The following is a 2,189-nucleotide window of genomic DNA, read 5'->3' as shown; positions in this document are numbered from 1 at the left end:
GGCCCGATTTCGTGGTCGGCCATTCCATCGGTGAACTCGCCGCGGCTCATGTGGCGGGTGTGTTGTCGTTGGCGGATGCGGCGAAGTTGGTGGGTGCGCGTGGTCGGTTGATGCAGGCGTTGCCGCGTGGTGGGGCGATGGTGGCGGTGCAGGCGGCGGAGGGCGAAATCGCGCTGCCGGATGGTGTGGCTATCGCGGCGGTGAACGGGCCTCGGTCGGTTGTGTTGTCCGGAGTTGAGGATGCGGTTCTGGCTGCGGTGGAGGGGTTCAGGAGCAAGCGGTTGGTGGTGAGTCATGCGTTCCACTCGCCGTTAATGGACCCGATGTTGGACGACTTCCGCGCTGTGGCACGGAACCTGACCTACCACCAGCCGAAGATCCCCGTGGTGTCGACGGTGTCGCGTGGTGCCGACTGGACCGACCCGGAATACTGGGTGGAGCAGGTCCGGGCCACCGTGCGGTTCGCCGACGCGCTCGCCGTGCTGCGTGACGAGGGCGTGCGGACGCTCGTGGAGATCGGCCCCGACGCCGTGCTCTCCGGCCTCACCGCCGCGGCGCACGACGACGTCGAGCCGGTGCCGCTGCTGCGTGCGGGCCACGCCGAGGCGCGGACGGCCGCCGCCGCCCTGGCCGCCCTGCACACGCGGGGCGTCGACCCCGACTGGAGCGCCGTGTTCCCCGGCGCGCGCCACGTGCCGCTGCCCACGTACGCGTTCCAGCGCAAGCGGTTCTGGCTCATGCCGGACGCGGGTGGCGACGTGTCGGCGGCCGGGCTGCGGTCGGCCGGGCACCCGCTGCTCGGCGCGGCCGTCGAACTGCCGGACGGCACGACGGTCCTCACCGGCAGGCTCTCCACCGCGACCCACCCGTGGCTGGCCGACCACCGCGTGTTCGGCGCGGCCGTGGTGCCCGGCGCCGCGCTGGTGGAACTGGTGGGCGACGTCGCCGAGCTGACCGTGACCGCGCCGCTGGTGGTGCCCGACGACGGCGCGGTGACCGTCCAGGTGGTCCGCGCGGGCACCACCGTGGAGATCCACTCCCGCCGCGACGACGAGCCGTGGACCAGGCACGCCACCGGTGTCCCGGGGCACGAACCGGGCGCGACCGACGACCTGGCCGCGTGGCCGCCCGCCGGTGTCGAGGTCGAGGTCGGCTACGACGGGCTGGACCGGCACGGCTACGGCTACGGGCCGGTCTTCCGCGGCCTGCGGCGGGCGTGGCGTGCCGACGGGGTGTTGTTCGCCGAACTCACCCTGCCCGACGAGCAGCCGACCTCGGGGTTCGCCGTGCACCCGGCGTTGCTCGACGCCGCACTGCACGTGCTGCTGCCCGGTGTGGTCGACGACCGGCCCGCCCGCCTGCCGTTCTCGTGGTCCGGCGTCCGCTTCCACGGCACGGCGGGACCGGCGGCACGTGCCCGGATCACGCAGACCGGCCCGGACGCGGTCGCCGTCCTGCTCACCGACCGCACCGGTCGACCCGTGGTGTCCGTCGACAACCTGACCCTGCGCCCGCTGTCCGGACCCGTCACCGGCGCGGAACTGCTGTTCACGCCCGAGTGGCGGGCCACCGGGGTCGAGGTGGCGCACGTCCTGCGGCCGGACGAGTTCGACGGCCCGCTGCCACAACGCGTGCGGCGCACCGCCCTCCAGGTGCTGAGCCGGCTCACCGGCCACGACGGCGACGGCGTGCTCGGCGTCGAGATCACCGACGACCTCGCGCACGCGGCGGTGCCCGGCCTGGTGCTCAGCGCCGCGGCCGAGCACCCCGGCCGGTTCGCGTTGCTGCGTGGCGGCCAGGCGGTCGAACCCGTGCTGGTGCCCGCCACCGGGCCGCGGACGGACGGCCCGGCGTGGGACACCGTCCTGGTCACCGGTGCGAGCGGCGCGCTCGGCGGCGCGATCGCCCGGCACCTGGTGGAGCGGCACGGCGCGCGGAAGCTCGTGCTGCTCAGCCGAAGCGGCCGGGCACCGGGGATCGACGGCGCGGAGGTGGTGTCGATCGCGTGCGACGTCGCCGACCGGGACGCGCTGGCCGCCGTGCTGGCCGAGCACCCCGTGACGGCGGTCGTGCACACCGCCGGTGTGCTGGAGGACGGTGTCCTCGACTCGCTGACCCCTGATCAGGTGTCGCGGGTGTTGCGGCCGAAGGTGGACGGGGCGTGGTGGTTGCACGAGTTGGTGGGTGAG

Annotated in this window: 1 protein-coding gene; it reads left to right on the top strand. The window is 74.2% G+C overall.

The features are described 5' to 3' along the window. The coding region (locus tag KZQ38_RS35660; protein WP_219448449.1) for an SDR family NAD(P)-dependent oxidoreductase at positions 1 to 2,189 on the top strand (2,189 nt) is incomplete at both ends.

Origin of the sequence: Saccharothrix obliqua, from assembly GCF_019375475.1 — a bacterium.
GTDB lineage: Bacteria > Actinomycetota > Actinomycetes > Mycobacteriales > Pseudonocardiaceae > Actinosynnema > Actinosynnema obliqua.
Note: the sequence above shows the minus strand (reverse complement) of the source record. Positions and strands in the feature narration are given on the sequence as shown.